This window comes from Burkholderia sp. PR2, assembly GCF_052372875.1.
Lineage (GTDB): Bacteria > Pseudomonadota > Gammaproteobacteria > Burkholderiales > Burkholderiaceae > Burkholderia > Burkholderia diffusa.
The window spans coordinates 556,879-579,490 of the sequence record NZ_JBQRWH010000001.1 but is presented as its reverse complement, the minus strand read 5'-3'; the positions used below and the strand labels follow the sequence as shown (position 1 = coordinate 579,490).

Annotated in this window: 21 protein-coding genes and 4 pseudogenes; 5 read left to right on the top strand and 20 right to left on the bottom strand. The window is 58.1% G+C overall.

All coding sequences use genetic code 11. The features are described 5' to 3' along the window. Positions 1–10: 10 nt before the first annotated feature. The gene (locus ACT2FV_RS02620; RefSeq protein WP_444503143.1) at positions 11–1,219 is read right to left on the bottom strand and encodes an efflux RND transporter periplasmic adaptor subunit; all 1,209 of its coding nucleotides are present in this window, start codon (positions 1,217–1,219) and stop codon (positions 11–13) included. A 79-nt stretch (positions 1,220–1,298) separates the two neighbouring features. Here ACT2FV_RS02620 and soxR point away from each other — a divergent pair, with 79 nt between their 5' ends. Next, positions 1,299–1,775, top strand: a complete 477-nt coding sequence (gene soxR, locus ACT2FV_RS02615) for a redox-sensitive transcriptional activator SoxR (protein WP_124628937.1) — start codon at positions 1,299–1,301, stop codon at positions 1,773–1,775. Positions 1,776–1,808: 33 nt separating this feature from the next. Here the strand turns inward: soxR and ACT2FV_RS02610 are convergent. Continuing rightward, positions 1,809–2,084, bottom strand: a pseudogene (locus tag ACT2FV_RS02610) (SDR family oxidoreductase); the annotation flags it as partial. Positions 2,085–2,089: 5 nt separating this feature from the next. Between ACT2FV_RS02610 and ACT2FV_RS02605 the strand changes: the two are divergent. Continuing rightward, positions 2,090–2,380: pseudogene (locus tag ACT2FV_RS02605) on the top strand (LysR substrate-binding domain-containing protein); the annotation flags it as partial. 24 nt (positions 2,381–2,404) lie between these two features. Here the strand turns inward: ACT2FV_RS02605 and ACT2FV_RS02600 are convergent. Then, complete coding sequence (locus ACT2FV_RS02600; protein ID WP_124628935.1) at positions 2,405–3,058, bottom strand: TetR/AcrR family transcriptional regulator; 654 nt, start codon at positions 3,056–3,058, stop codon at positions 2,405–2,407. Positions 3,059–3,204: 146 nt separating this feature from the next. Here ACT2FV_RS02600 and ACT2FV_RS02595 point away from each other — a divergent pair, with 146 nt between their 5' ends. Together ACT2FV_RS02595 and ACT2FV_RS02590 are read left to right on the top strand one after the other, a co-directional pair. Then, positions 3,205–4,497 (top strand): NAD(P)/FAD-dependent oxidoreductase, encoded by a 1,293-nt coding sequence (locus tag ACT2FV_RS02595; protein WP_444503142.1) that lies wholly within the window; start codon positions 3,205–3,207, stop codon positions 4,495–4,497. A gap of 44 nt (positions 4,498–4,541) precedes the next feature. Further along, on the top strand, positions 4,542–4,931 hold the full coding sequence (locus tag ACT2FV_RS02590; protein ID WP_444503141.1) for a DUF3331 domain-containing protein: 390 nt from the start codon (positions 4,542–4,544) through the stop codon (positions 4,929–4,931). Between the two features lie 2 nt (positions 4,932–4,933). On the opposite strand, the pseudogene ACT2FV_RS02585 reads toward ACT2FV_RS02590, so the two are convergent. Both ACT2FV_RS02585 and ACT2FV_RS02580 read right to left on the bottom strand, forming a co-directional pair. Continuing rightward, positions 4,934–5,131 (bottom strand): annotated as a pseudogene (locus ACT2FV_RS02585) (dicarboxylate/amino acid:cation symporter); the annotation flags it as partial. 95 nt (positions 5,132–5,226) lie between these two features. After that, positions 5,227–5,524: pseudogene (locus ACT2FV_RS02580) on the bottom strand (gamma-glutamyltransferase); the annotation flags it as partial. 31 nt (positions 5,525–5,555) lie between these two features. Between ACT2FV_RS02580 and ACT2FV_RS02575 the strand changes: the two are divergent. Next, positions 5,556–5,984, top strand: coding sequence for a MurR/RpiR family transcriptional regulator (locus tag ACT2FV_RS02575; RefSeq protein ID WP_444503893.1), 429 nt, complete (start codon positions 5,556–5,558; stop codon positions 5,982–5,984). A gap of 96 nt (positions 5,985–6,080) precedes the next feature. On the opposite strand, the gene ACT2FV_RS02570 is transcribed toward ACT2FV_RS02575, so the two are convergent. The 15 genes from ACT2FV_RS02570 to ACT2FV_RS02500 form a co-directional block, all read right to left on the bottom strand. Continuing rightward, positions 6,081–6,338, bottom strand: a complete 258-nt coding sequence (locus ACT2FV_RS02570; RefSeq protein WP_444503140.1) for a PAAR domain-containing protein — start codon at positions 6,336–6,338, stop codon at positions 6,081–6,083. Between the two features lie 41 nt (positions 6,339–6,379). Further along, positions 6,380–7,144, bottom strand: coding sequence for a DUF6708 domain-containing protein (locus ACT2FV_RS02565; protein ID WP_444503139.1), 765 nt, complete (start codon positions 7,142–7,144; stop codon positions 6,380–6,382). Positions 7,145–7,261: 117 nt separating this feature from the next. After that, the gene (locus ACT2FV_RS02560; protein WP_444503138.1) at positions 7,262–8,068 is read right to left on the bottom strand and encodes a DUF6708 domain-containing protein; all 807 of its coding nucleotides are present in this window, start codon (positions 8,066–8,068) and stop codon (positions 7,262–7,264) included. A gap of 11 nt (positions 8,069–8,079) precedes the next feature. Continuing rightward, the gene (locus tag ACT2FV_RS02555) at positions 8,080–8,886 is read right to left on the bottom strand and encodes a DUF6708 domain-containing protein (RefSeq protein ID WP_444503137.1); all 807 of its coding nucleotides are present in this window, start codon (positions 8,884–8,886) and stop codon (positions 8,080–8,082) included. Between the two features lie 64 nt (positions 8,887–8,950). Continuing rightward, the gene (locus tag ACT2FV_RS02550) at positions 8,951–9,757 is read right to left on the bottom strand and encodes a DUF6708 domain-containing protein (protein ID WP_444503136.1); all 807 of its coding nucleotides are present in this window, start codon (positions 9,755–9,757) and stop codon (positions 8,951–8,953) included. Between the two features lie 103 nt (positions 9,758–9,860). Further along, complete coding sequence (locus tag ACT2FV_RS02545; RefSeq protein ID WP_444503135.1) at positions 9,861–10,664, bottom strand: DUF6708 domain-containing protein; 804 nt, start codon at positions 10,662–10,664, stop codon at positions 9,861–9,863. Positions 10,665–10,722: 58 nt separating this feature from the next. Further along, positions 10,723–11,526 carry a DUF6708 domain-containing protein gene (locus tag ACT2FV_RS02540; RefSeq protein WP_444503134.1) on the bottom strand — a complete coding sequence of 268 codons (804 nt, stop codon included), beginning with the start codon at positions 11,524–11,526 and terminating at the stop codon, positions 10,723–10,725. A 64-nt stretch (positions 11,527–11,590) separates the two neighbouring features. Next, a complete protein-coding gene (locus ACT2FV_RS02535; protein WP_444503133.1) occupies positions 11,591–12,061 on the bottom strand; it encodes a DUF6708 domain-containing protein in 471 nt (156 codons plus the stop codon). Positions 12,062–12,460: 399 nt separating this feature from the next. Beyond that, complete coding sequence (locus ACT2FV_RS02530) at positions 12,461–13,348, bottom strand: DUF6708 domain-containing protein (protein WP_444503132.1); 888 nt, start codon at positions 13,346–13,348, stop codon at positions 12,461–12,463. After that, positions 13,323–14,126 (bottom strand): DUF6708 domain-containing protein, encoded by an 804-nt coding sequence (locus tag ACT2FV_RS02525; protein ID WP_444503131.1) that lies wholly within the window; start codon positions 14,124–14,126, stop codon positions 13,323–13,325. The genes ACT2FV_RS02530 and ACT2FV_RS02525 overlap by 26 nt, the downstream gene beginning before the upstream one ends. Then, complete coding sequence (locus tag ACT2FV_RS02520; RefSeq protein ID WP_444503130.1) at positions 14,126–17,299, bottom strand: T6SS effector BTH_I2691 family protein; 3,174 nt, start codon at positions 17,297–17,299, stop codon at positions 14,126–14,128. Before ACT2FV_RS02520 ends, ACT2FV_RS02525 begins: the two co-directional genes overlap by 1 nt. 12 nt (positions 17,300–17,311) lie before the next feature. Then, on the bottom strand, positions 17,312–18,229 hold the full coding sequence (locus ACT2FV_RS02515) for a hypothetical protein (protein ID WP_444503129.1): 918 nt from the start codon (positions 18,227–18,229) through the stop codon (positions 17,312–17,314). Continuing rightward, positions 18,226–20,400, bottom strand: coding sequence for a type VI secretion system Vgr family protein (locus ACT2FV_RS02510; protein ID WP_444503128.1), 2,175 nt, complete (start codon positions 20,398–20,400; stop codon positions 18,226–18,228). Before ACT2FV_RS02510 ends, ACT2FV_RS02515 begins: the two co-directional genes overlap by 4 nt. Before the next feature lie 173 nt (positions 20,401–20,573). Continuing rightward, complete coding sequence (locus ACT2FV_RS02505) at positions 20,574–21,554, bottom strand: hypothetical protein (RefSeq protein ID WP_444503127.1); 981 nt, start codon at positions 21,552–21,554, stop codon at positions 20,574–20,576. Between the two features lie 5 nt (positions 21,555–21,559). Beyond that, positions 21,560–22,585, bottom strand: a complete 1,026-nt coding sequence (locus ACT2FV_RS02500) for a hypothetical protein (protein ID WP_444503126.1) — start codon at positions 22,583–22,585, stop codon at positions 21,560–21,562. Positions 22,586–22,612: the final 27 nt, after the last annotated feature.

Below are 22,612 nucleotides of genomic sequence, written 5' to 3'. Positions count from 1 at the left end.
AGGGCTCCCGTTATTGCGCGACCGGCGCGCCGGCGTCGGCCGCGGCCTGCATGCCTCTGCCCGGCCCGGTGCCCGCGTCCGCATGCACGGCCAGCGCCTTCGGCTTCACCTGCGCACCTGGATAGTAGATCCGCTGCACGCCGTCGACGACCACGCGATCGCCTGGCTGCAGCCCCTTCTCGACGATCCGCTCGCCGTCCAGCACACGGCCGATCGTCACGTCGCGACGCAGCGCCTTGTCGCCGGCGCCGATCACGTATACGTACTTGCGATCCTGGTCGGTGAGCACCGCCTTGTCGTCGACAAGCAGCGCGTCCTGGTCACGGCCGCTGACGAGCTGTACCCGCGCATAGAGGCCCGGCGTGAACGTGTGGTCCGCGTTCGGCAGCCGCACGCGTGCACGGATCGTGCCGGTTTGCGGATCGAGCCGGTTGTCGAGGAAATCGACGGTGCCCGCGTGCGGGAAGCCCGTCTCGTTCGCCAGGCCCACGCGCACCGGGTCCGCGCCGATCGCCCGATGCTTCCGGTCGGCGCGCCGCGCGTTGTAGCGCAGGTAGCTCTGCTCGTCGCAGTCGAAATAGACGTAGACGGGGTCCTGCGACACGACCGTCGTCAGCAGCGTCTCGTCCGCGCGCGCGAGGTTGCCGGCGGTCGCGATCGCGCGGCCGACTCGCCCGGCGATCGGCGAACGCACTTCGGTGAAGCCGAGATTGAGCTTCGCGTCCGCGACGGCCGCGTCGGCCGCCCGCAGGTCGGCGCGCGCCTGCTCCGCGGTCGAGCGCGCGTTGTCGAGTTCCTCCTGGGAGGTTGCATGCGCATCGATCAGCGTCCGCACGCGCTTGAGCTGTACATCGGCGAGGCTCGCGGCCGCGCGCGCCCGCTGCTGCTGTGCGTTCGCACGGTCGAGCGCGATCCGGTACGGGCGTGGATCGATCTCGAACAGCACCGCGCCCTGCGCGACCAGGTCGCCCTCCTTGTACGCGATGCGCTGCAGGTAGCCGCTCACGCGCGGTCGCAACTCGACCGCGTCGACCGCTTCGACGCGTCCGTTGAATTCGTCCGCGAGGCGGACCGTGCGCGGCGCGACGGTGGTCACGCCGACTTCGGGCAGAGGATGGACCGACGATTCGCCTTTGCCGTCATGACAGCCCGACAACGTCAGCAGCAATGCGCAGGCGGCGCTCAAAGGCGACGTCCTGCCTGGGGATAAGAAGAGCATGATGCCTCGCGACGGGTTAAACTGCCGCGTAGCATAAAAGTTGAAGTTAACTTCAAGTCAAGCTTTCCCGGAGGGCGTCATGGGTATCGACGAAACCACGCAATGGCCGCTGATGTCGATCCGCGAAGTAGCCGCGCGCAGCGGCGTGCCGGCATCGACGCTGCGCTTCTACGAGAAGCGCGGGCTTATCAAGTCGCACCGCAACGGCTCGAGCCATCGTCACTATTCGCGTGCGGTGCTGCGGCTGATCGCGTTCATCGTGTTCGCGCAGAAGATCGGCTATTCGCTCGACGAGATCGCCGAGCAACTCGTGAGCCTGCCGGAAGACACCGCACCGACGAACAAGGACTGGCAGCGGCTGTCGCGCGGCTGGAAGCAGCGCGTCGCGAACCGGATCGAGGAGTTGCAGCGGCTCTACATCAACCTCGACGAATGCATCGGCTGCGGCTGCCTGTCGCTGAAGCGCTGCAAGCTGACGAACCCGGAAGACCGCGCGGGCCGCAACGGGCCTGGCGCGCGGCGCTGGCTCGGCGATGCGCCGCCGGATCTCGACTGATGCGCGCGGCCCGCACCACATTGCCCCCTCACCTCAACCGACGCGCCAACCACCGTTCACCGCGATCGTCGCGCCGGTGACGAACGACGCACGCGGCCCGGCGAGCCACGCGACCGCGTCCGCGATGTTGTCCGGATGGCCAGCGCGGCCGGCCGGCGTCTGCTCGCGGATGGTCGCCGCGATGGCCGGCGCGACGCCACCGTCGCCGAAGAAGCGCGTCTCGGCGATGTAACCGGGCGCAACCGTATTGACCGTTGCACCGCGCGGCCCGAGTTCGCGCGCGAGCGTGACGGTGAACCCTTCGCCGCCGCGTACTCGTGACGGCGTGCGCGCAGGCGGGCTTCGCGCTGCGCGTGGTCCAGCAGCCGCGCCAGATGCAGACGACGGCCGGGCTGGTCGCGGTCGGCATCGGCGTCGCGCTGATGCCGCGCCTGTCCGTGCCGATGCAGCCGCAATATATTACGTTGTGCGAACTGACTGGCACGGGCAGCTCGCTCGCGTAAGAGCTGACGATCGCGTACCGCACGCCGTCGCCGTTCGCCGATGCGCTGCGCGAAAGCGCGCGCAACGAGGTGCACGAACTGGGGCCGATTGCGGCGACATGACCGCGCGCATCGCGCGCGCGGTGCTCAATCGCCGAGGATGTTGAGCGCGACCGCGAGCACGGCCTGCCTGAATTCGTGCTGCCGCGCGGGCAGCGACGTGAACTCCCGCATCATGTGGCTGTACGACACGGTCATGCCGATCGCGCTCGCGATCATGAAGAACAGCACGTTGGGATCCGCCGCCCGAATCTCGCCGGCCTCCACCGCTTCCGCCAGCAGCGGGAACATCACCTCGTGATACGGGCGCACGAGCCGCTCCTGCAGCCGGTCGAGCCGCGCGCCCTCCTCGGTCGCCGCCGTCGAGAAGAACATGCCCATGTCGGGCTCGTCGAATTCGTGATCGACGCACAGCTCGAGCGCGCGCCGTACGCGCTCGCGATGCGGCAGCGACGACGTGCGCAATGCCCGCAGCGCGTCGAACATCGGTTGGGCCAGCTCGACGATCTGCTCGACGACCGCCAGCCACAACGTTTCCTTCGTGCCGAAGTGATGGGCGATCAACGCCGCGTCGATGCCCAGCTCGCGCGCGACTTCGCGCACGCTCGTCGCGTCGTAGCCGCGCTTCGCAAACGTGCGGCGCGCGGCGCGCAGTATCACGTCCGGACCGACGGATGCGTCCGCCAGCGGCCGCCCGCGCGTACGCCGCTTCGACGGCGCGCGCTCAGTGACTTCAGCCACGTTTTCCTGCTCCCCTTGAATGGTTCGAATGCCCGCGTTCGGGCCCGGTTTGATTTCCCCGGCATTGGACGGCCGCCCCGCTCCGTTGACACGCGAAGCCGGGAAGCGCTAGGATCATACCTTATTCATCACGTGATGATTTATCCATGACAACCCCTACACGCATCGTCATCGTCGGCGGCGGAATCGCCGGGCTGCAGCTCGCGACCCGTCTGGGCGAGCGCCTCGGCCGGTCCGGGCGGGCGCAAGTCACGGTTGTCGATCGCGGTCCGACGCACATCTGGAAGCCGATGCTGCACACGATCGCGGCCGGTACGCGCGACGTCCAGCAGCAGCAGGTGATCTTCCTCGCCCATGCACGCGACCACGGCTACACGTACCAGCCCGGCGAACTGAAGGGGCTCGATCGCGCACGCCGCCGTGTGCAGCTCGGCGAGATCCGCTCGCAGGACGGCGAACTCGTGCTCGAGGCACGCGAACTCGAATACGACGTGCTGATCCTCGCGCTCGGCAGCCAGGCCAACGATTTCGGCGTACCGGGCGTGCGCGAGCACTGCTACTTCATCGACAGTCAGCAGCAGGCCGAGACCTTCAACGAAGCGTTGCGGATGCGCGTCTTTCGCAGCATCGCGCGCGACGAGCCGTTCCGCGTCGCGATCGTCGGCGCGGGCGCAACCGGCGTGGAACTCGCGGCGGAGCTGAGCCGCCTGCTGGAAGTGGCGCAGGCGTATGGCGACGCGACGGTGCGTGAGCGGCTGCAGCTCACGCTGCTTGAAAGCGGCCCGCGCATCCTCGCCGCGTTTCCGCCGAGGATTTCCGCGTCGGCGCAGCGGCGGCTCGAACAGATCGGCTTTCACGTGCTGACGTCGACCCGCGTCACGTCGGCCGACGCGAACGGCTTCCACTACGGCGACGGTTCGTTCGCGGAAGCAGACCTGATGGTCTGGGCGGCCGGTGTGAAGGCGCCCGATTTCATGCAGGCGCTCGACGGGCTCGATACGAACCGCGCGAACCAGATCGTCGTCGGGCCGACGCTGCAGGCCACGGGCGACGAGCACGTGTTCGCGATCGGCGATTGCGCAAGCCTCTTGCCCGACGGCCATGAACGGCCGCTGCCGCCGACCGCGCAGGTCGCGACGCAGCAGGCCGAGCATCTCGCGAAGCACCTGCCCGCCTGGCTCGACGGCACGCCGATTCCGCCGTTCGCATTCCACGATTTTGGCGCGCTCGTGTCGATCAGCGACTACGACGCGTTCGGCACGCTCGGGCAGTTCGGGTTCTTTCGCGGCGGCTTCATCCAGGGGCGCTTCGCGCAGTTCAGCCACCTGATGCTCTACCGGCGGCACCAGCAGGCGCTGCACGGCTTCTCCAAGGCGACCCTGCTGTGGATCGCCGAACGGATCAACGGCTGCGCGCAGCCGCGCATCCGCCTGTCGTGATGCCGCGTATGGCGGTGTCGCGCAACGTTTCGAGGAAAACTGACATGAACAACCGTTTAGCGCCCTGGCTCGTGACCGTCGCCGCGATCGGCAGCTTCGACATGCCGTCCGTCTCGTGGGGCGTGCCGCGGCGGCGCAGCGTCACGCGCGACCGGCTGCCGTCGTGGGACGCGACGAGCAAGCCGACGATCAGCGTGCTCGAGCGGCCCACGGCCGATACCGTGATGATTTCGTGGCGCGACGCATGCACCGGGCACTACGGTTATCAGAAGTGGCGGCTGTTCACCACGCGCAAGCGCGGCGTGTGCGCGCTGTCGGGACAGCCGATCGAGATCGGCGACAGCGTCTATGCGCCGCAACTGCTCGGCTCGGCGCCGGGCAACGCCGCCGCGATGGTGCTGGCGGCGTGCATCGACGACGCGGCTGAGACTTGAACGGACGTCGCCCGGCCGGCGCCATACGCCGGATCGCCGTTCTGGCGCTCCGGTTCCGCGTCGAGATGCGCGGCATGCGGTCGCGCTTTGGACTCCGGCATCAGCTCGCCTTCCCACTTCGCGACCACGGCGCTTGCGATCGCGTTGCCCACCGCGTTCGTGGCCGAACGGCCCATGTCGAGGAACGTGTCGATACTGAGAAAGTCCGTGAACGGACTCACTGTTCGCCGTGCCGGCGTTCGCCCGATCGCGAACGCCGGTTGCAACCGTTCAGCGTGGTGCGACCGCGATCAGGTCAGTACCCGATCGCCGAACCGGCCGGACGGCGCGGATCGCTGACGCCATAGATGTAGCCGACCCGCACGTTGCCGGACACCGAAGAATGTTGCCCGAACTCTGATGGCTCACCGCCTCCGTGCCGGGCAGGCCGACCAAGATCAGTTCCGCGGCGCCCCACGGCGTCTGCTCGACCATCTTGTAGCCCATGTTGCGCGGATCGCGACGGTGTCCGGCGAGAGGCCGCGGGTCTCGCAATAGACTTCGTCCGGCAGCCATTGATGATGGACGCGCGGCGCACCGACCGCATTCTGCGGCGGCGGACGCTACACGGCGCCGCTCGCTTCGCTGATTTCGTTCACCCTCGCCTATGCTCGACCGCATGTTCAGTACGTCGAACCGAACGTCAGTCTGGCGTCGGTCGCGCTCGCGGACATGGGGCTCGGCGACGTGCTCGTCATTTTCGATTTCCACCGCTACCAGCGCGACAGTATTCGGTTCGCGGAAGCCGCGCACAAGCTCGGCACGCATGTGCTGCTGGTCACTGACGAATGGCATTCGCAGATCGGCGAGTTTGCCGAAATCGTGCTGCGAATTCAGGGGCAGCCGTTCGCGATGCTGCAGACCAATGTGCCTGCGCTTGCCGAGGCACTCGTGTTCGGTGTGACGAATCAGCAGCCGGAATTGGCACGGCAGCGGATGGAGACGATCGAGTATTTCAATTCCGGGGGATCGAGCCGGATATCAGTCAGCGGGATTTGTCGGAGTAAGGGGTGACGCGGGTAAGGCGCCTCACCATGTAGAAGAAGGATTGACCGCTCCGTCCAACCAGCGGCAATCCTTCAGGGCATGTTGATGGCGAAGTCAGTGCGCTCACTCCAGACAAAAGCTCTCATCTCCTTCGATCAACTCGCCACCGTGACTCGTTCGGTCACCCACTCGGGCAGCTTGTCGGTCGCCCAAATCAAAAAACGACGCGCCGCTGATAATCACCGCGCCACAACTAATCCGGTCGCCTACCCCTGCCACGGCCCGGCCATTGATGATCATCCCCGTCGAACCGCTCACGACAACACCCTCGCCGTGCTCCGGGCACATGTGCCAGTGGCCCACCAAAACTATTGCTCTCATCGTAGCTCCGTTGAATGATGTTTGAGGTTGTGTTGTTGACTTCAGTGAGCGTCTGTTGCCAATTCGAGGCATGTCGACTCTGCAGGGGCAGTTCGCGATTCGATATCCATCTCGGCAGGCCAGTTCACCTTGGGGGCCAGCATGTACGCTATGTTCAATCTGTTCTCCTCCTCGCTGTCGCGCGACGGATAATCTGGCGGTGGTAGCGAGTTCGGGCCCTCTTGCATGTACGTACAGATATAGGCCCATGCCGACTCGCCGTCTCCTTTGGCCCTCAACTGGAATCGGTCGATCACCTCGTTAGTGCCAGGTTTGACAACTGATAGCACCACGCCCCACTTCATTACGTGGCCACCATTGATTACACCTTGCTGCTGCCAAGCTTCGGCCCGCACATCGTCCCAGTCATAGCTGACCGCCCGAATCGGCCAGCGAATGAACGGGTTCCACCACACCACATCGATTTCGTACGCATACATCTTTCGGCGCAAACGATTGAACCGCAGTGGAAGATCGCGAGGAGGAGAAACATCAGATCTAATCGTTACAGAAGCAATCCATATCGATATGATCAATAAAATCGATCCCGATATAAAATCCTCGAAATATCTAAAATCATAAAAAATATTTTTAACACACCAAAACATAAATGGAATGTAGAATACGTTTATATAAACCAAGAGCCCCCGAGCATCCGAAAACGAGCGGGGAAATTCGAGATAAATATCATTTACTTGGTTAGGAATATGGCCACCCAATTCCGGCTCCTCACTTGGAACATCATGCGGCCCCGGCAGATCAGCCAACCAGCCTCGTGCGGGCGGGTTCAATCTCGGTCTAATCGTCATTAAAATCAGCCCTGCAATGTCATTTGCGCAAATCCACCCTCACTAGACGGCGCTTATGGAACAACGTTGTCATCATCATGCCCCGTCAGCAACCGATGTACGGCAGGCCGAATCCGTCGGAGCCGTCCGCGATTCGATGTCCATCTCGACAGGCCATTTCACTTTCGGGGCCAGCAAGTACGCTATGTTCAATGTGCGCTCGCCTTCGTTGTCGCGTGGTGGGTGATCAGGCGGCGGTAGCGAGCTCGGGCCCTCTTGCATGTACGTACAGATATAGGCCCACGCTGCCTCAGCGTCTCCTTTCGCCCCCAGTTGGAACCGGTCGATCACCTCGTTGGTGCCAGGTTTGACCACCGACAACACCACGCCCCACTTCATCACGTGACCACCATTGATTGCGCCTTGCTGCTGCCAGGCTTCAGCCCGAACATCGTCCCAGTTATAGGCAACCGCGCGAATCGGCCAGCGGATAAACGGGTTCCACCAGACCGCGTCAATTTCATACACGTACATCTTGCGGCGCATCCGGTTGAAGCGCAGAGGAAGATCTCTTGGAGGAGATATATCCATCCGGAACATTACCAGTACCCCCCACACGCAACTGGATACAAACACAACACTTATCGTCACAAGAAAAATATCATCGGGATATTCAAATATTCCATCAGCACACCAAAAATAAACTGGAATACAAAGAACATTCAACCAAAACAGCACCCCTCTAATACTCAAAAATGAGCGAGCAATCTCTAGATAGATGCCATCAAGATGATTAATTACGCCCTCACTCAAACTCGGCTCATCATCTGGTGGAGCATTTGGTCCTGACAAATCGGCCTGCCAGCCTCGAGCTGGAGGATTCAGCTTCGGTTGAATTGTCATAACAATCGGTTCTAGAACATCACGTCAGCAATCGATGCCCCGCAGCGCAGACCCGCGGGTGCTGTCCGCGATTCGATGTCCATCTCGGCAGGCCATTTCACCTTTGGAGCCAATAGGTACGCTATGTTCAATGTGCGCTCGTCTTCGTAGTCGCGTGGCGGGTAATCAGGCGGCGGCAGTGAACTCGGACCTTCTTGCATGTACGTACAGATATAGGCCCATGTTGCCTCACCGTCACCTTTCGCCCCCAGTTGGAACCGATCGATCACCTCGTTCGTGCCCGGCTTGACAACCGACAACACCACGCCCCACTTCATTACGTGACCACCATTGATTGCGCCTTGCTGCTGCCAGGCTTCAGCTCGAACATCGTCCCAGTTATAGGCAACCGCCCGAATCGGCCAGCGGATAAACGGGTTCCACCACACTACATCGATTTCGTACACGTACATTTTTCGGCGCAAGCGGTTGAATCGCAATGGTAGATCTCGGGGTGGAGATATATCTACACGAAGCATCATCAGTGCAGACCAGATAAAAACCAAAGAAGTTACCCCACCCACCATTAAATCACCTACATTATTAATATCCTCAAAAAATCCACCAACGCTCCAAATTGAAAATGGAATACCAATCAAACCAATCAAAACCAACACACCTCTAAAGTACAGATATGATCGAGGTAACTCGAGGTATATCTCATCAAGATGATTCGGTTCGCCGCCATCCAATCCAGGCTCCTCATTCGGGACTATGCTTGGTTCTGGCAAATCGGCCTGCCAGCCGCGAGCAGGAGGATTCAATTTCGGTCGGTTCATCGTTACAGTCGTCCCTGAGAGAAACGAGCCATGCTTGATAAAGCAGTTGGTTCGACCGCCATCGTCATGCCCCACCAGCAGTCGATACACGGCAGGCCGAATCCGTCGGAGCCGTCCGCGATTCGATATCCATCGCGGCAGGCCATTTCACCTTAGGAGCAAGCAGGTACGCTATATTCCACGCCCGCTTGTTATCCTCGCCGCGCGACGGATACTCAGCTGGCGGCAACGCCCCCCGGCCTTCCTGCATGTACGTACAGATATAGGCCCATGCCGCTTCACCGTCACCTTTAGCCCTCAACTGGAATCGGTCGATCACCTCGTTGGTGCCGGGTTTGACAACCGACAGCACTACGCCCCACTTCATCACGTGGCCACCATTGAGTGCGCCTTGTTGCTGCCAGGCTTCGGCTCGAACATCGTTCCAGTTATAGGCAACCGCCCGGACCGGCCAGCGGATGAACGGGTTCCACCACACTGCGTCGATTTCGTATACGTACATCTTGCGACGCTTACGATTAAAACGAAGGGGAAGATCGCGCGGGGCGGATATATCCGGACGGGACAGAGTCAATATCGCCCAAACACCAAGCAGTGCCAGGAAAAATCCTATGCCCTTAATTTTTACATTACATTCATCGCAAAAAAAGTCACGCAAACAGAAATATGAAAAGACAGCCAAAAATATCCCAACCCAAAGCATTACACCTCTTGAATTCATAAATGAGCGCGGCAGCTCAAGATATACATCATCAATATGATTCGGCGAATATTCATCCAGGCTTGGCTCATCATTTGGAACCTCATTCGGCCCCGGCAAGTCCATCTGCCAACCCGGCACTGGAGGAATCAATTTTGGTCGAATCTTCATCACAGTCGGACCGAGGGGGTGATTTCAGAAAAATCGTACTTATCCGTACAATCCCAACAGAGTCGTCCGATGATCGATACGGACATTGATCTCACAGCCATCGTCATGCTCCACCTTCAATCGATGCACGACAGTCTGAATCCGTCGGAGCCGTCCGTGATTCGATATCCATCTCGGCAGGCCAGTTCACCTTTGGGGCCAGCATGTACGCTATGTTCAATCTGTTCTCCTCCTCGCTGTCGCGCGACGGATAATCTGGCGGCGGTAGCGAGTTCGGGCCTTCTTGCATGTACGTACAGATATAGGCCCATGCCGACTCACCGTCTCCTTTGGCTCTCAACTGAAATCGGTCGATCACCTCGTTAGTGCCAGGTTTGACCACAGATAGCACCACGCCCCACTTCATCACGTGGCCACCATTAATTGCACCTTGCTGCTGCCAAGCTTCGGCTCGAACATCGTCCCAGTTATAGGCAATCGCCCGAACTGGCCAGCGTATGAACGGGTTCCACCATACTGCATCGATTTCGTACGCGTACATCTTTCGACGCAAACGATTGAACCGCAGTGGAAGATCGCGCGGAGGAGAAACATCGGATCGGACAGTTACAAGTACAATCCACATCGATATTATCAATGAAACCACCCCTAACATTACGCTTTCCACATTCTCAAAATCCTCAAAAAGATATCTAAAACAAAAAACCAAGAACGGAACATAAATAAAATTCATGCAAACCATAAGCCCCCGAGCCTCCACAAATGAGCGAGGCAACTCGAGATAAACGTCACTCAGATAATTTGGCGCCTGACCACCCAGACTTGGTTCGTCATTCGGTACATCATTAGGTCCTGGCAAATCTACCAGCCAACCACGCACGGGAGGATTCAATTTCGGTCGAATCATCGCGAGTCCCGAGAGATGCAAGCCATGCTCGATAAGGCATTTGACTCGACTGCCATCGTCATGCCCCGCCAACAATCGAGGCACGACAGGCCGAATCCGCAGGTGCAGTCCGCGATTCGATGTCCATCTCGGCAGGCCAGTTCACCTTCGGGCCCAATAAGTACGCTATGTTCAATGTGCGCTCGTCTTCGTTGTCGCGTGGCGGGTAATCAGGCGGCGGCAGTGAACCCGGACCTTCTTGCATGTACGTACAGATATAGGCCCATGTTGCTTCACCGTCACCTTTCGCCCCCAGTTGGAACCGATCGATCACCTCGTTGGTGCCCGGTTTGACCACCGATAGCACCACGCCCCACTTCATCACGTGGCCGCCATTGATTGCGCCTTGCTGTAACCATGCTTCGGCCCGAACATCGTCCCAATCATAGGTAACCGCCCGAATCGGCCAGCGAATAAACGGGTTCCACCACACCGCATCGATTTCATATACGTAGATCTTGCGGCGCAGACGGTTAAATCTCAGCGGCAAATCACGAGGAGGAGAAATATCCAAACGAAGTGACACACATACAATCCAAACGCATAGCAACGAAACGATAGATCCATATAATATCACCTCAAAATCATACGACCCCTCAAAGAATTCACACATCATAACCAAAGAAAATAACGCGAACAAAGAACCCACGAAAAACAACACACCCCTGATTTTCATAAGATTTCGAGGCAATTCAAGGTACACATCATTTATTTGATTTACCCCACGACCACCCAACTCCGGTTCTTCATTCGGAGTAGCGTTTGGCCCCGGCAAATCAGCCTGCCACCCGCGCACAGGCGGGTTCAATTTCGGTCGAGTCATCGTGACATTCGTTCCTGGGAGAAACAGGCCATACTTAATAAAGCATTTGATTCGACCGCGATCGTCATGCCTCACCAGCAGTCGATACACGGCAGGCCGAATCCGTCGGAGCCGTCCGCGATTCGATATCCATCGCGGCAGGCCAGTTCACCTTTGGGGCCAGCATGTACGCGATGTTCAATCTGTGCTCATCCTCGCTGTCGCGCGACGGAGAATCTAGCGGCGGTAGCGAGTTCGGGCCTTCTTGCATGTACGTACAGATATAGGCCCACGCTGCCTCAGCATCACTTTTCGCCCCCAGTTGGAACCGGTCGATCACCTCGTTGGTGCCAGGTTTGACCACCGATAGCACCACGCCCCACTTCATCACGTGGCCACCATTAATTGCACCTTGCTGCTGCCAAGCTTCGGCTCGAATATCGTCCCAGTCATAGGCTACCGCCCGGACCGGCCAGCGGATAAATGGGTTCCACCAGACCATGTCCATTTCATACACATACATCTTGCGGCGTATCCGGTTAAAACGCAGCGGCAAGTCACGAGGGGGGGGGATATATCTGATCGAATTGTAAAAAGCGATACCCAAACTCCAACAACAAAGAGTAGCCCACCCATAACGACAAGAACCATATTATCCAAACTATCGAATACACCACTCACGCTCCAGCCAACAATCGGGACCCCAAATATATTAATCAACAAAAGCAAGCCCCGAGAATTCATATAGGATCGAGGCAACTCCAAATACACGTTATCCAGATAATTTGGCGCCTGACCACCCAGACTTGGCTCGTCATTTGGTACATCATTAGGTCCTGGCAAATCTAACAGCCAACCATGCGCGGGGGGATTCAATTTCGGTCGAGTCATCGTGACAATCGGTCCCGAGAAAGGCGAGCCATGCTTGATAAAGCATTTGGTTCGACTACCATCGTCATGCCCCATACACAATCGATGCACGACAGTCCGAATCTACAGGGGCGGTCCGCGATTCGATATCCATCGCAGCAGGCCATTTCACCTTTGGGGCCAACATGTACGCTATGTTCAATCTGTTCTCCTCCTCGCTGTCGCACGATGGATAATCTGGCGACGGTAGCGAGTTCGGGCCTTCTTGCATGTACGTACAGATATAGGCCCACGCTGCCTCAGCGTCACTTTTCGCCCCCAGTTGGAACCGATCGATCACCTCGTTGGTGCCCGGTTTGACCACCGATAGCACCACGCCCCACTTCATCACGTGGCCACCGTTGATTGCGCCTTGCTGTAACCATGCTTCGGCCCGAACATCGTCCCAGTCATAGGCAACCGCCCGAGTCGGCCAGCGTATGAACGGGTTCCACCACACCACATCAATCTCGTATACGTACATCTTTCGGCGCAGGCGATTAAAACGCAGTGGCAAATCCCGAGGCGGGGATATATCCACCCGGATCATCAATAACAAATACCAAGTACACAACAATAATGAAGCCCCCGCCAACAAAAAAGACTCCATACCGTCAAATATATAATCCGGAAACGAAAATAAAAAAACCAATGCTGACCCAACAGCAATCCACACCAACAAACCCCTCACTTTCAAATACGAACGAGACAACTCCAAGTAAACATCATTTAACTGACTTAGCACGCAGCCATCCAACCCCGGCTCCTCATTTGGGACAGCATTCGGTTCCGGCAGATCAGCCAGCCAACCGCGTGCGGGCGGATTCAATTTAGGTCGGATCATCGTGACATTCGTTCCTGAGAGAAACAAGCCATGCTCGATAAAGCATTTGGTTCGAGCGCCATCGTCATGTCTCGCCAGCAATCGATACACGACAGTCCGAATCCGTCGGAGCCGTCCGCGACTCGATATCCATCTCGGCAGGCCAGTTCACCTTTGGGGCCAGCATGTACGCTATGTTCAATCTGTTCTCCTCCTCGCTGTCGCGCGACGGATAATCTGGCGGCGGTAGCGAGTTCGGGCCTTCTTGCATGTACGTACAGATATAGGCCCATGCCGACTCACCATCTCCTTTGGCTCTCAACTGAAATCGGTCGATCACCTCGTTAGTGCCAGGCTTGACCACCGATAGCACCACGCCCCACTTCATTATGTGGCCACCATTGATTGCGCCTTGCTGCTGCCATGCTTCGGCTCGAACATCATCCCAGTTATAGGCAACCGCCCGAACCGGCCAGCGTATGAACGGGTTCCACCATACTGCATCGATTTCGTACGCGTACATCTTTCGGCGCAAACGATTGAACCGCAGTGGAAGATCGCGCGGAGGAGATATATCTGCACGAAGTGTTACAAGCGCGACCCAGACACTAACGAGAATCGATGAAGCTCCGACAAAAACAAACGGCAATCCGGACGGCCACTCAAGAGTGCCAAGAAAAAAATAAAATATTGCTGGGATATATAGTACATTAAACCAAAACAAAGCCCCTCTTACATCCATATAGGAGCGAGACAACTCCAGATATACATCATCGCAGTGATTAGCATGACACCCATCCAAACTCGGCTCTTCATTCAGCGCAGCACTCGGCTCAGGCAAATCAGCCTGCCAACCGCGCGCAGGCGGGTTTAATTTAGGACAATGCATTATTGCAATTTTTCCCGATACGAAACTTCAGCAAATCCATAATCATCCACTCTATCTTTATAAAACCTTGCCACGATCGACACAACATCAATCTTACTCGTTGGATTAATATAGATTTTACCGCTCACCACCATCGGATCACCTGGCCTTATGTTTTTAGAAAAATCAAATCTCGGCGATTCAATTTCATAGTCTAATACCCCGTGGGTCGGCGGTTGGATATTTGCGAGCGGCGCCATATTTTTATGTCCGCCTGTCAGCACCTGCGAACCACCTCCGCGACGTGTAACGGTTACCGCATATGCATAGGCAGAAGTTACAGGATCAAAATTCGGCATCACAATACGGTATTTCAACGCCTGTCGACTAGATGTCACAACATCGATGCCACCCGTGCTAGTTAACGTGTCCCATTCATGTTCAGTATTCGTATCGATACTGAATCCCAAGAGCGCCGCATTCAACGCAGCTACAGCGTCACCTGCTTCGCCCGGAGTTTTCCACGATGCGGAATTCCCCTTATTAGTTCCGAACACACACCGACGAGCCCACATCTCAACTGGCGTCGCCTCTTGAGATTTTCCCCACCGTGTTAGAACGTAAGCCGCAAGCCCAAGAATGACAGCCCCCGCCAGCGGCGCCAGAAGAACACCGCCCGTATAGACAACATATATGCCAAGGCCACCAGCACCTAGATTCATCAGCCAAGATAGTTGATATGCGATTTCAGCCTTTTTATCCCCTTGTGCTCTTGCACGCTTGGCCATCATGACACTCTGCGCCGCATCCAAAAACGCCAGCGCCGCGAACACATACCCAGCCCCCTTAACGAGCACACCACCAACATCCGCCACATTCTTCAACGTCGCCACCGTGGCACGCGACGCCCCGCCCATCCTCGCCGCCGTCCTCGCACCGCTCGAGAACGCCTTCAGCGACACCCCGACAGTCTCTACCACCGCCGCCAGTGCACCAATCGACGCAGACACCGCACCGAGCTCCGCCTCCGGATAAGCCGCGCCCACCGTCGTCTTCACACTGTCCATCGACTGTTTCAAACTGTCATAAGACATCCACAGCGCCACCGCCGAAAACAGCAAACTCTGCGGCCCCGATCTCCGATGCATCGACACCGCGGTGATCTGCGTGAACTTCACCGCATCGCTACTTCTCACCTTCACGGCCTGGAAAAATTTCCTGGCCGCCGGATCGAACGTCTCGAGCATCACCAGCGACCGCATCGACAGACTGCCGATCGCAAGCGCTTCGCCACTCGGCTTGCCCGCCAAGTCGCGCAATCGCTTGCCAATCGATTCGGCACTATCCATGGCCCAGCCGGTGACCTTGATCACCGTATTCCTCAACTTGGGATTCGGAATCGAGATCAGCCCTCCCAGCAGCAATGAACGCACTTTCTTTCCACCGCTCTCCATGCCTCGATGGAGAGACTCGGAGAGCAGCGACATGTATTCCGTCAGTGTCAGGTCCACCTGGAATCGCGTAGGCTGCGTGCGGCTATAGAGGTACTGACATCCGATATTCAAGTTCCGCACCCACTTCGACACCTCCTCGCCGACATTCGCCGACAGGCTGATCGCTGCACTATTCACCGCCATCAACAGCACCCCGGCCGTATGCTTGATCTTCGGCTGCAGGAATGCCCCGCCTATGTCCTTGCTTTCGACCGCGGTGCGAATGGCCCCATACAACTTGGACGAATCGTTCAGGCCATCGGAACTCGGCATCAACCCCGCCAGGAAGCTCTTGTTCTTCGCCAATAGCGCCTGATAAACCGGACTCTTCGGGTCGCGCAGCCATTTTTCCCAACGCTTTTGCGTCGCATCTGTCAGCAGCGGTGGCTTTTTCGGATCCTTCGGATCACGCTTCGCTGGCGCACCCGATGGCCCACCCGCTATGCAGATGGCCATCATGTTCGCGTACGCGTGGCACGATCCCGATTTCAGATTGTCGCCGTCGTAATCGTGCTCGCACTGGCGCATCCAGCTATCCGTCCCGCACCAGCGATCCCAATGCTTGCCGAATGCATCGATCTGCGACTCGAAATACTTGATCTTGTTGTCATACGCGGTCTGGAATTTGTTGCGGAGCGACTCGTCGTAGGCATCTTCCAGGCGCCGGTGATACGCTTTCGTCTTCTCTTTCGCGACTCGATCGGCAACCTGCCCGACGTTGACAGGCGGTAGCGCGGCCTTGTTCGCCAGCACCGGATTCGAATTCCAGTCCTTCACGCGCTTGACCTGCTCCTTCGCAGCCGCCAAACCTTCCTGCTTGGCCCACTCGGCTTCCACCTCCCTGAGCTTCAACAACGCCTGCGACGTGAAGCACTTGTACTGATTCTCCGGATCGCCCGCATAGTTCTGAAGCTGCTGCATCCAGTAGACGCGCAGGCTGTTGTACTCCTGCACCATCCCGACCGCATCAGGCAGAATCAGGACCGGCACGCCTTTCTTGAACTGGTATTTCGCCACGCTCGACGTGACGAACGCCTGCATCGCGGCCACCCGGTGCGCGCGTGCATAGAACCCATGCACGCTGTGAAAATCCACCGAATTCGCCACGAACTCCCAGACCTTCGAACCCAGCTCGGTTACCTGAGTCAGGCCCATCGCGTTGCTGTCGTTGTCGGCGCCGGCGCTCGACGGGTCCGACTTCAGCTTGGCGATGTCGTAAGTCGCAAAACGCGACATCGGCGATTTGCCAGTGCGATAGGCATTCAGCACTTCCTTCGGCCACGGGTCGTTCGCAAATGCGATCTGCGCTTTTTTATAGTTGCCGCTGATGTTCAGAAACGCCGCCGCCACCTCATCTCCATTGCTGATGCAGCTTTCCGGCAGCGGCGGAATGTTGCCGTCCGCGTCGAGCGGCGGCGATTGCAGCGGGTCGAACTGACGCAGCGCGCCCTGATAGGTCACCTGGTATGCCTGCCAGACCTTGCCGTCGAGCAGCACATACAGGTAACCCGCGCGCAGCATGCGCAGCGATTCGTTGAAACCCGATGCTTCCATCGAAATCGACCGCTTCCCGAAGATCGGCGTCACGGCCTTGCGCAATGGCAGAATCGGAATACCCGTCCGCTTGCACGACTTGCATCGGGCGGGATCGCATTGCGCGGTTTGTTTCGAACATTCGTTCAGTTGAGCGGAGACCGCCATAGTTCATTCTCCTTATCGCCGGGCCGACAGAATCTGCGCCCATGTCGTATCGCTGAAGCGATCGAATTGATCCGCGAGCGGCGTACCCGTCGCCACTGCGTGGTGAATCGCCTCGCGGACGATCGAGTACTCGTCCAGTTTCGGATGAAGGTTCAGCCGGTGCAGCGCGAACACGATCTGATCCTCGAGCATGTTCAATCCCAACGCGCGTGCATCCTGCAATTCACGCCACGCGCGCGTCGCTGCACCAGATGGCAATTCCAAGCCGTGTCCCCGGGCAGGGGCATAGCTCAGCGGCAACGACAGCGATGCACGCCATCCAGCCAGAATGCGAACAACTGACGGGACATCCTGTTGCACGGTCAGGCTGTTGGCCGACACCGGGCGCTCATCGCCGCGTCGCTCCGTCGTCTGCAGGACTTCTCCGTTAGCGGACGGGTACAGCCAGCGATTGACCGGCCCGAGCCACGATGCCGCCTCGTCGGGAGCCAGCGTCGCCAGCAGTTCGTGGCGTATCGGCTCGAATAGCGGAACGAATGCCGTTTCGTCGCCTCGATCGACGATGCAGCGTTGGGCAATATCGAGCGCCAGTAACTCCGGTGCCTCTGCGCTGCTCAACCATCCACACACATAGCGCTTGTCGTTGCCGGCTTCTGCCTCGGCATAGCTCAACGAGGCATCCAGCAAGTCGGGATCCGGTATCGCACCGGGCGAAGCCAACGTCACGAGACGCGGGCAATGATCAGGCGCATAGGCAAGGTCAGCACGCTCGATCAGCGTCACTGCCGCATCGCCCAGCGCGTCGTAGAGATTCGGCAAGCTGATCGGGCTGTAACCCGCGCCGCTCGCCAGCGGATCAACCAGCAGGTAGAAATAATCGGCATCGCGATGCGCGGCGGCAAGCCTCTCCCGATTCGATGGCGCATTCATCGCGTGCTCTCCGAACAGTTGGCCAGCCGGCCCGGCGATGGCGTGCCGCTCATGCTCAACCCGTTACCTGCGCCGCTCGACTGCGTCACCGGGCCCTTCAGTCTGATCGCCACGGCTTCGATGGTCACGCCGCCTGCATCGACGGTGATCGTGCCGCCCGGCCCCTTGATGACGAACCGATCCGAGGCGTTCACTTCTGCCATCCGGGTCGTCTGGGTAATGCGTTGACCGGCCTGAAGCTTGTACTGCCCCTGCACGGTGTGCTCGGCATGGCCCCCCGTCTCGGTCGTATGATTCGCCCCGATCCGGTCACGTCGATGATTCCCCACAGTCTCGGTACGATCCGAACCGATCTCCACCACATGGTTGTTGCCGATCTTCTTCAGGTCGTTGTTGCCAATCCGGTGCGAGCGGTTCTCGTTGATGGCGACCTGCTCGTTATTCCCGACCGTCTCGTTCCGATCGTGGCCCACCGTCGTGGTTTCGTCGTGCTCGATCGACTTTCTCCGATCGTGCTCCACCACGTGCGATTCGTCGTGCTCCACCTCCGTTCGCAGATCCTTCTCCGCGTGGATCCACAGCTCCTCCTCGCCCTTCTTGTCCTCGAAGCGGATCGCGTTCGCGTTCTCGTAGCCGCCGTTCTTCGTCGAGCGCGTCAGCGTCCCGCTCTGCGTCGCGTTCTCCGGCAGTTCCCACGGCGGCATCGACATCGCGTTATAGACCCGACCCGTCACGATCGGACGATCCGGATCCCCGTTCTCGAAGTCCACGATCACTTCACTGCCTACCCGCGGTACATGTATCGAACCGTAGTTCTGACCCGCCCACGGATACGCCACCCGCACCCAGCACGACGACGTATGGTCCATCGCCGGTGAGCGATCCCAGTGGAACTTCAGCTTCACCTGCCCATACTGGTTCGTCCAGATCTCGCTGCCCGGCGCGCCCGTCACCATCGCCGTCTGCGGGCCCGTCGTGTGTGGCTTCTTCACCGTGCGCGCCGGGCGGTACATCACCGTACGCGGCTGCACCACAAACTCTGTCTCGAACCGGCTCTGCCCCTGGCCGCTGACGTCCCCGATCTCGGTCGCGCGGATGCTCGACGCGATCACCAGATAAGCCCGGTTCGCATCGCCCTGCGGGTAGTTCGCCAGCGTGAACACCGTCCCGCACACCACGTTGCGCAAGTTCCCCTCGCCGTATGCCCGGTCGCCCCTCGCGTGCAACTCCTGGATCCGGATTCGAGCGAACTGTTCACCCTCCTTCTTCTCCGCATAGTCGCCTGGCCACTCGTAGCGCTCGAGGTCGTTCTGCGCCGTGTTCTGCGGCAACTGGCGATTCACGGTCAGCTTCGCCTTCGGCTGGTGGAAGTCGTAGTCGTCCGTCGTCCACACCCCGGCCTGCAGGCTCTGCGAGACGTCAAACCGGCTCACATGCTCCTGGTCGATGCGCTGATCCGGCGGGTAGTACGGCAGCGTTCGATACGCTTCGCTCTCCACGGGGCGATGCGCACTCACGCTATCGACCAGCACCATCCGGTGGAACCCGTTCGTGTGCTCGAAGAACCAGTAGATGCCGTGCTCCTGCATCAGCCGCTGAATGAAATCGAGGTCCGTCTCGCCGTACTGAACCTGATACTCGAGCTTCGAATACATCTCGCCCAGGCGCTTGTCGTACGAGTACAGGTAATGGCTCTTGAGCACCTCGTCGATGATCTCGATCACCGTCTTGTTCTGGAAGATCCGGTAGTCCTTGCGCTCCGCCGCCAGTGCAATCCAAGGCTTCAATTTGAGCTCGTATCGGCCCCGACGATTGTCCTGGCCAAGGTAGCGTGCTTCGAATACCAGTCCGCTGATCTCGCGTTCACCCGCTCCGACGTTCGCCCGGCCGGTGTTGCCCGGCTGTCCCGCAGCGTACGTGCCCATGCCGTCCAGCTGGACCACCACCGTCAGTTCCTTGCCGATCATCGACTTCAGGTCGAGATTGGCCGCCTGGGTTTCACCTACGAACGGCTCGGAAGGCGTCGCCAGATCCAGCGTGTACGTGTAGACCTCGGACAGCGCTTCCTGGCCGTGAATCGCGCGCAGTTCCAGCAGCGGTTCGTCTTGAGACGACTTCGGTAGTGCAATGCCCCTGACTGAAATCGTTCGGTTGGAAGTGAAGCTCAACATGGCAGCCCTCGTAATACGCCGCTCGACAGCGGTCTGGTTGAATAAGCGGAAAAATGCCGTGATTCAGGCAACGAAGTGCGTGGGGCACGGCGCGGTTGTTGCAATCTCACCCGCCTGCTCACGGTAGTAAAAAGTCACCTTTGATCGATGCGCCAAGCGTGACTTGTCCAATCTCACATCGCCCGCGACGGCGCGGCAGACTGCTCGCCGACGAACTTCCATTGGAAACCGAACGGATCCACACCCACCTTGCCGGGAAGGTTAGGCATCGAGTCGCCCTCCTTCACGAACGTTTCGTGGTAGCCGCCGAGCGCATCGATGCTCTTGCCGACCGCTTGCCAGTAACCCGTGCGCGGTGCGAAGTCTCCCGGGCGCGCGAACGGAAACTGTGGGCCCTGCGTCTTGGCGTCGACTTCGCCGAGGAATTCGATGTGCCGACCTTGTTTGGCTTCCTCTTCTGTCGGCTTGTAAACCTTGAAGTACAGACGGTTCGACGGAGCGTTGTCGGTGATCGGGTACATCATCCGGCCCTTGCCCTGGGAGTCTGTCCGCTCCAAATACTCGCGGACGTCGATCCAATCCAGCTGTGAATGCCAATAGACGATCTCGTAGATGTGGGTACCCGGGAGGAATTGACTGTTCATGACCACAAATTCTGCTGGTCCGTCAGTCATATAAACATCGTGCGCTTTCAAGATGCTTGAATTTGCTTTTATTTGTTGATCCCTCGGAGCTGCCACATAAGGAACAACATCGCTCTGCCTCGACGGCTCAGGTGAAATCTCCGTTCCGCTTTGGTACAAACGAATTCCTCGCTCGGTAGGCATCGGCATACTTGTCCACTTGACATCCTTGTCACTAGGATTGATGTAAGACAGAAAATATTTAATTTCAATATAATCAGAACCGCGAATGGCTCGGTCAAATTTAATTTTAGTGACCATGGGATTTTTGATCCAACCAATCCGTTCATCAGGAACGATTTCTGTCATATTTCCGCTCACACCGCCCTCCATCGACACAGTTTCACCATTTCTCGATGACGCCATCACCTCTTGCGCACAAACCATTGCCCCCCTCAACGACAAAACCAGAAAAATAAGAAAACAAATATTGATATTGAAATTTATGCATTCACATTTCCAAATTCTCATGACGATTACCTATCAATAGAATCATCTTCATGAAAAATTTTCTGATTTCTCTTCATTCGCGCCGATACCGCAGACTGATCCCCGATGAACTTCCATTGAAAACTAAACGGATCCACACCCACCTTGCCGGAAAGGTTGGGCATCGAGTCACCCTCCTTCACGAACGTTTCGTGGTAGCCGCCAATTGCATCGATGCTCTTGCCGACTGCTTGCCAGTAACCCGTGCGCGGTGCGAAGTCTCCCGGACGCGCGAACGGAAACTGCGGACCTTGTGTCTTCGCGTCCACTTCGCCGAGGAACTCGATATGCCGGCCTTGTTTGGCTTCTTCTTCAGTCGGCTTGTAAACCTTGAAATACAGACGGTTCGACGGAGCGTTGTCGGTGATCGGGTACATCATCCGGCCCTTGCCCTGGGAGTCTGTCCGCTCCAAATACTCGCGGACGTCGATCCAATCCAGCTGTGAATGCCAATAGACGATCTCGTAGATGTGGGTACCGGGGAGGAATTGATCGTTCATGACGACAAATTCTGCAGGCCCGGCTGTCGTATAAACATCGTGCGCTTTCAAGATGCTTGAATTTGCTTTTATTTGCTCGTCTCGTGGAGCTGCCACATACGGTACGACGTCACTTTGCTTAGGCGGCTCCGGCAAAATCTCTTGTCCGGCTGAATACATGCGGACAGCAGGCCCACCCGGTGTCGGCATAGCAGTCCACTTCACACCTTCGCCACTATTATTTATATAAGAAAGATGAAATCGCAATTTCACGCTATCGTCACGCACAATCGCGTCATAAAATTTAATACGCGTGATCAGAGGATTTTTCACCCACGAAATTCTATTATTTGGAACAATTCCCGTTTTGTTTGCAGCTTGACCGGATCTCGCCCCTTCAACTTCCCCATAATAAGACGGCACCATCACGCCCCGCGCAGAGATAACTGGTTTGTTTAAAACAAATGTCACTCCAAACACAAATAAACCAGCGCCCATTCTGCCAATCAGGATTTTATTTTTCACCTTTCGCATAACGATGCCTCATCAATGCACAAACAC